This window comes from Microbacterium sp. (assembly GCF_031988965.1).
Taxonomy (GTDB): Bacteria; Actinomycetota; Actinomycetes; order Actinomycetales; family Microbacteriaceae; genus Microbacterium.
The window spans coordinates 31,057-37,551 of sequence record NZ_DALZXX010000014.1; the positions used below are offsets into that span (position 1 = coordinate 31,057).

The 6,495-nt window shown below is 67.9% G+C and carries 5 protein-coding genes; 2 read left to right on the top strand and 3 right to left on the bottom strand.

Features of this window, described 5'->3' with window-relative positions; genetic code table 11:
* Window positions 1–35: 35 nt before the first annotated feature.
* The 3 genes from RTM68_RS05460 to RTM68_RS05470 are packed head-to-tail and all read right to left on the bottom strand — an operon-like array spanning window position 36 to window position 3,869.
* Window positions 36–1,169, bottom strand: a complete 1,134-nt coding sequence (locus RTM68_RS05460; RefSeq protein WP_312169030.1) for a glycosyltransferase — start codon at window positions 1,167–1,169, stop codon at window positions 36–38.
* Entirely contained in the window at window positions 1,166–2,332 is a 1,167-nt protein-coding gene (locus RTM68_RS05465; RefSeq protein WP_312169033.1) for a DUF1972 domain-containing protein, read from the bottom strand. The genes RTM68_RS05460 and RTM68_RS05465 overlap by 4 nt, the downstream gene beginning before the upstream one ends.
* 4 nt (window positions 2,333–2,336) lie before the next feature.
* The gene (locus RTM68_RS05470; protein ID WP_312169036.1) at window positions 2,337–3,869 is read right to left on the bottom strand and encodes a sugar transferase; all 1,533 of its coding nucleotides are present in this window, start codon (window positions 3,867–3,869) and stop codon (window positions 2,337–2,339) included.
* A 351-nt stretch (window positions 3,870–4,220) separates the two neighbouring features.
* On the opposite strand from RTM68_RS05470, the gene RTM68_RS05475 reads away from it, so the two are divergent.
* Window positions 4,221–5,351 (top strand): low temperature requirement protein A, encoded by a 1,131-nt coding sequence (locus tag RTM68_RS05475; RefSeq protein ID WP_312169053.1) that lies wholly within the window; start codon window positions 4,221–4,223, stop codon window positions 5,349–5,351.
* Window positions 5,352–5,438: 87 nt separating this feature from the next.
* On the top strand, window positions 5,439–6,446 hold the full coding sequence (locus RTM68_RS05480) for an intradiol ring-cleavage dioxygenase (protein ID WP_312169038.1): 1,008 nt from the start codon (window positions 5,439–5,441) through the stop codon (window positions 6,444–6,446).
* Window positions 6,447–6,495: the final 49 nt, after the last annotated feature.

Here is a 6,495-nt window from a genome sequence, read left to right on the forward strand (position 1 = left end):
CGACCGCACCCTGACAGTGGGTGAAGATGCAGCCGTCACGACGCGACGAGCACCTGTCCGCTCACCGTCGCCCGGTACCGCTCGGGGGCGTGGCGTTCGAGAGCGATGCGACGAGATTCGTCGACCCCGCCGCGCACCGTCGTCCACTCGTCGATGATCTCGGCGAGCGAGGCTGCGAGTGCCTGCGGATCATCCGCAGGCACGAGCCTCGACGTGGGGTAGCCTCCGGCTGCCTCACGCAGACCGCTGCTGTCGCTCGCGACCACCGGGCGGCGGGCGAGGATTCCCTCGACAGCGGTGTTCCCGAAGGGCTCGTCCACGCGCGAGGGGACGGTGAGCACGTCGGCCTGCTCGAGGAACGGCCAGATGGTCTGGTGGAAGCCGGCGAAGTCCACCTGAACTCCCGACTCCGCTGCTCGGCGACGCAGATCGTCTTCGAACCACTCGTAGCCGGCGAAGACCGCACCGAGGAGGGTGACTCGCACATCGCGCCCTGAGCGTGTCAGTTCGGCTGCGGCATCGATGACGACATCCGGTCCCTTGCGTGGAGAGAGGCGACCGATGTAGAGCACGTGGAGCGGGCCGTCGAGACTGTCGCGCGGCGCGGCAGGGCCTTCGGGGGAGGCGACTCCGTTGTAGACCACGACGCTGCGGCGGGTGAGTGCCGGAAGCGCATGCGAGATCGTATCGAGGCTGAAGCGGCTGTTCACCAGAGTGCGATGCGCAGCGAGATGCGGCAGATAGAGCAGGGCGTTCACGAGGCGGTTTCCGGAGGCCTCGGCCTCATGCACGTGGCTCACTGCCCGGATCCCGCGCAGGCGGGCCACGAGGGGCCACTGGGGGATGATGATCGTCGACACGTAGACCACGTCGGGGCGGACCCGGCTGATCAGCCGCCAGGATGCGCGAAGACCGCGGAACATGTCGCGGAAGAGCGTCGGCAGGCCCCGGAATGACAGCAGGACCTTCCTCAGCACGAGCATCGGGATGATGACGACTTCGGCGCCGGCTCTGCGGAGCTCGACGTCGAGCATTCCGCGGGCAGGCAGCGCGACGACGACACGCGCGCCGCTCTCGACGAAGCCGATGACGCTCTCGAGGAGCATGCGGTCGGAGCCGAACATCTCGGCCCCGGGGTGGACGACGAGGACGGTGCGAGCGTTCGTCACCACTCCTGCGCCTGACGTCGCGCCCGACGGGCGGTGCGGTGGATGCTGTGCCCGGACGAGATGCGTCGTGCGAGGTCTTCGTACGCGTCCGCGACGTCGTCCCAGCGGAACGCATCGCGCGCACGCTGCTGTGCGCGTCTGCCGCTCTCCCGCGTTCCGTCAGCCTCGGCTTCGGCGCGCTCGAAAGCCGCCGCAGCGTCGACGGGCGTCGTGAAGAACCAGCCGTCGTCGGCGAGCACCTCGCGGTTGAAGGGCACATCGAAGGCGATCACCGCGGTCGCGGCGCCCATGGCGCGCAGCAGCGACGGGTTCGTGCCGCCGACGGAGTGGCCGTGATCGTAGGTGAGAGCGTGGAAGTACAGAGCGTCGAGGAGCTCCTGGTCGTACACCCCGCCGACCAGCCGGATGCGGTCGTCACCGGCAGCGGCATCATGGATGCTCTGCGTGTAGTCGCTGCTGTAGGGAGCGGAACCCACGACGACGAGCGGAAGCGCGGCCGTGCTGCGGCGATAGCCCTCGACGATCTCGCGCACGTGGTTCTCGGGCTCGAAGCGCGCGACGACGAGGTGGTAGCCTCCCGACGCGAGTCCGAGTTCCTCGATGCGGCCGTCGGCGACGGAGTCGAGGATCGGCGCGCCGTAGCGGATCATCTCCGTCGGCACCTGGAACTGGTGCGTGTAGTAGTCGGCGATCCCGGGCGCATCGGCGATGAGCGCGTCGGCCGTGCGCACCCCGAACTGTTCGGCCCACCGGTAATAGGCCTTGCCGCGGGGGCCCCACTTGGATCGACGCCACTCGAGCCCGTCCATGTGCAGAGCGGTCGGCACTCTGCGCAGCCGCAGCAACGGCAGGAACGGAGAATTCGCCGCGTTGAACACGAAGGCGGCGTCGGGACGCCGTCGGAAGATCAGATGGAGTGCCGAGAAGCCGGTGTGGCTCAGCGTCTCGACCTGCTTGACCGGCACCGCGGGCAGATGCACCACGCGCATGCCGAGATACTTCTTCTCGCGACTCTCCGACCCGCGCGTGTACACGACGACGTCGTGTCCGCGGTCCGCCAGTCGCCGTCCGACCTCTTCCACCGCGGTCTCGAAGCCTCCGTAGGCCGCAGGCACCCCCCGTGTCCCCACCATCGCGATGGTGAGGGCATTCCCCTTGCTCATGAAATCAGTATGCTCCAGCGGGCTGCACCATGACCTTGGCGGTGCGCCACATTATCTGCAGATCGTTCATCACGGACCAGTTCTCGACGTAGCGCAGGTCGAGTCGCACGCTCTCGTCCCACGACAGGTCGCTGCGACCGGACACCTGCCACAGACCCGTGATGCCGGGCTTGATGTACAGGCGGCGGTACACGGTGCCGTCGTAGGCGGTGACCTCGCTGGGCAGCGGCGGACGCGGCCCGACGACGCTCATGTCGCCCACGAGCACGTTCCAGAACTGCGGCAGCTCGTCGAGCGAGAGCTTGCGCAGCACCCGGCCGATACGTGTCACGCGCGGGTCGTCCTTCATCTTGAAGAGGAGTCCCGCGCCCTGGTTCTGCTCCTTGAGGGCGGCGAGCTGCTGCTCGGCATCCGTCTTCATGGAGCGGAACTTGACGATCTTGAACGTGCGGCCGTCGCGCCCCACGCGCTCCTGGAAGAAGAAGAGAGGGCCCGGCGAGTCGAGCTTCACGAGAAGCGCGAGCAGCGGGGTGATCAGCGCGATCGGGATGAGAGCTACGGCGGCGACGATGATGTCGAGAGCTCGCTTGAGAAGGTGCTGCCCGCCCTCGTAGGTCGGGATCTGCACCTGGATGAGCGGAAGACCCTCGACGGACGAGAAGGAGATGCGCGGGCCGGCGACGTCGGTCAGTCGGCTCGAGAGCACGAGCTCGGCGGCGGTGCCCTCGAGCTGCCAGCTGAGATGCTTCACGAAGTCCGGATTGCCGTCGGGACGGCTCGCGACGATGATCGTGTCGGCGCCCAGCTCGGTCGCGACGACCGCGACCGAGTTGACGTTGCCGAGCACGGGGAACGACGCCCCGTCGATCTCGACGTCGCGGGCGTTGCCGTCGAGCAGAGTGGCACCCACGACCTGGTAGCCCGAGGCCCCGATCGGGTGCAGGGTGCGGACGACGTACTCGACGTCGTCTCTGTTGCCGACGACGAGCGTGCGCGAGGCGAAGCGCCCACGCGCACGCTGCGCCGTCAGCCAGTGCCGCCACGCCCAGCGGGTGACGAGCAGGGTGAGGACGCCGAGCGGCAGGCCGACGATGAGCACGAGCTGCATCGTCTGCCAGCCGAGCACGACACCGAACATGGCGATGATCCCGAACGCCAGTCCGCTGGCATGCGCCACTCCGCGGTACTCGGTGGCGCTGGCACGGAACAGCGCTGCATCACGTGTATGCAGAGCGCTGAGCATGAGGAACCAGAGCGCGGCCAACGGGATGGCGGTGCGCAGGGCCTCTTCCCCTGCGACACCGGTCATCAGCTGGACCGCTGCTGTGATCCCGACCGCGAACAGGATGACCCCAGCATCCGTGACCCGCAGTCGCATCCGATAACGCCGCTCCCACTGACGGCGTCGTTCCAGCGTCGCGGACACGCGCGGCGTGACCGCCGAGTGCGTGACCGGCTTGGCGGCTCGCGGTGTGGCGACCGGCGTGAAGACCGAACCCGCGCGAGTGATGCTCAGAGCATCCTCGACGGAAGTCATGCCGAGGCCTCGTGAGCCGTGTATGTACGCAGAATTCCCCAGTGCGCCATGTTTTCCCCATGTTTTCCCCAGGCCGAGGACCCCACGTCCCCAGCAGCGTCTGCATCCCGACCCCTCGGGTCCTGCTGCGTCCGTGATCCCACATCACGGGTTGCGATCACCGTCCCACACGGTGTTGCTGACAGCAGGTACTGCAGACTTCGTTCACTCTAGCGGAACCAGACGTTCAGCGAAAGGTAATTCACGCGAGTGGACGAACCGGTATTCCAGTACTCGTGAATACAGCGCGAGCGTCCTCGATATCCTGACCGCGTGACCACGCCCGCAGCGCCCCGATTCCACCTGAGCCGCATGCAGCCGCGCGATCCCGCGCAGCCGCATCGCACCGCGAGCACGCTCGAGCTCTTCTTCGATCTCGTGTTCGTCGTCGCGGTGAGCATCGCGTCGGCGCAGCTGCATCATGCGCTGAGTCACGGCGACTTCGTGCACGGCATCACGTCGTACGCGATGGTGTTCTTCGCCGTGTGGTGGGCCTGGATGAACTTCACCTGGTTCGCGACCTCCTTCGACACCGACGACTGGCTCTACCGCGTCACCACGATCGTGCAGATGGGTGGCGTGCTCGTCTTCGCGGCCGGCATCCCCGCGGCCTTCGAGCAGGGCGACTTCACGATCCCGGTGCTCGGGTACATCGTGATGCGCATCGCGATGGTCGCGCAGTGGCTGCGCGCGTCGCGCGGCGCCGGCGAGCTGCGTTCGGCGACCCGCCGCTATGCGCTGGGCATCGCCGCCGTGCAGGTGCTCTGGGTGCTGTTCCTGCTCATCCCCTCGGGCCCCGTGCAGATCGTGGCGTTCGTGGTGTTCGCGCTGATAGAGGTGAGCGTTCCTGTCTTCGCGGAGTACCGACGGCAGACCCCGTGGCATCCGCATCACATCACCGAGCGCTACGGTCTCTTCACCCTGATCGTGCTGGGCGAGAGCCTGCTGGCGTCGGCGAACGCGATCATCGACGCCAGTCATGAACTGGAATCGCTGGTGCCGCTGATCTCGATCTCGGTGCTCACCCTCGTCGTGACGGCGTCCCTGTGGTGGGTCTACTTCTGGCCGCCCCAGCACCGTGCGATCACCACCTTCGGCCGATCGCTGCGCTACGGCTACACGCACTACCTCGTGTTCGCGGCGGCCGCCGCGTTCTCGGCGGGCATCGAGGTCGAGCTCGACGTGCTCATCGGCGAGAGTCACCTCTCGAGCGTCGCGGCCTCGTTCACCGTGACGATCCCGATCGCGATCTTCCTGCTCGGCATCTGGTGGATCGCGATCCGCGAGAACGCCGACCGCGTCGTCAACACGGTGATCCCGGTGGGCGCTCTGCTCGTGCTCCTCGATCCGATCCTGCCGATTCCCGTCGCCATCACCGCCGGCGTGCTGGTCGTGATCGTCGTGGTCCTGGTGCTCCGCCCACCGATTCCCTCGCGCTCATAGATTTCGCATAGGCGAGGCATAGCTCGCTGATCGCCTCCTCGGTGACCATGGGTGCAACGACACCCGCCATCCGAGAGGAGCACGATCATGAGCCGCATCCCCGAACCCGTCCAGACGCCGGAGGGTCCCACCTACGAGGGCCGTCTGCTCGACCGTGTCGACGAGGAGGTCGTCGACCAGGGCGCCGCCTTCGACATCCGCACGCTCGTGACGCGCCGAGGAGTGCTGGGCCTCGCCGGCCTCGGCGTGGGGGCCTTCGTGCTCGCCGCCTGCGCCCCGGCGGCGACCGGGACCGGCACCGAAACGACCGGTTCCACCGGCAGCAGCGGCGACACGGATGCCTCGACCGGCGACTCCGGCACAGACGGCTCGTCGGGGTCCACGGCGACCGCCGACGGCGAGATCCCGGACGAGACTGCGGGCCCCTATCCCGGTGACGGGTCGAACGGGCCCGACGTGCTCGAGGAGTCGGGCATCGTGCGGCAGGACATCACGACCTCGATCGACGGGTCGGCGACGGCCGACGGCATCCCGCTGACCTTCGAGTTCGAGGTGCTCGACATGGCGAACGGCGGCATCCCCTTCGCAGGCGTGGCGGTCTACGCGTGGCACTGCACCGCCGGAGGGGAGTACTCCATGTACTCCTCGGGGCTCGAGGACGTCACGTACCTGCGCGGGGTGCAGGTGGCGGATGCCGACGGCAGGGTCTCGTTCTCGTCGATCTTCCCGGGGTGCTACTCGGGGCGCTGGCCGCACATCCACTTCGAGGTGTACCCCGACGTCGACTCGATCACCGATTCTGCGAACACGATCGCCACCTCGCAGATGGCGCTGCCCGAAGACGCATGCACCGCGGTGTACGCCGACTCCCGCTACGACGGGTCCGCCCGCAACCTCGCACAGACCAGCCTCGCGAGCGACAACGTCTTCGGCGACGACTCCGCGGCCCTGCAGCTCCCCACCATCACGGGCGACGCGACGACCGGCTACACCGCGACGCTCGTGGTCGGCGTCGACACGACGACCACCCCCACGGCCGGTTCCGCGCCCTCGGGCGGCGATGGCGGGCCCGGTGGTGAGCCGCCGGCGAACTGACGCGTCGCGACAGCCGAGACCAGCACCGGACACCCCTCAGAGATCCCAC